Origin of the sequence: Pseudomonas caricapapayae, assembly GCF_001400735.1 — a bacterium.
Lineage (GTDB): Bacteria > Pseudomonadota > Gammaproteobacteria > Pseudomonadales > Pseudomonadaceae > Aquipseudomonas > Aquipseudomonas caricapapayae.
Window position 1 is genome coordinate 1 of the sequence record NZ_LJPW01000017.1, and the last position, 371, is coordinate 371.

Below are 371 nucleotides of genomic sequence, written 5' to 3' on the forward strand. Positions count from 1 at the left end.
TGGCGGACATCGACAAGGAGTATGTGGTCGATGATGACCGGTTTGCAGACTCGGCGATTCCTGCATCGCAGGCCTCCAGCGAAGAAAAACAGCCGCTGTTTTCGCCAATCGGCGCTGACGTCTTCTGGCAAGGCAGCGTCGACGATCAGGACAGCTCCCTGCTCATTGCCCTGGATGACCCGTTGGCTATTTTCAACGATCTGGGCATGCAACTGGCGGCCGATCAGGCCGCTTATCGCAACTGGCAAGCCGAGCACGAACACAAGGTACAGATCGCCCAGACCGTCACCACGCTGTGTGGCGCAGAGAGCGAACCGGAGAAACTGCCTGCATCGGTGCGCGGCAATGCGACGCTCACCCAGCAGTATCTG

1 pseudogene is annotated in these 371 nt (G+C 59.3%); it reads left to right on the forward strand.

Annotation, left to right across the window (positions count from 1 at the left end):
• A pseudogene (locus tag ALO80_RS02970) lies at positions 1-371 on the forward strand (hypothetical protein); the annotation flags it as partial.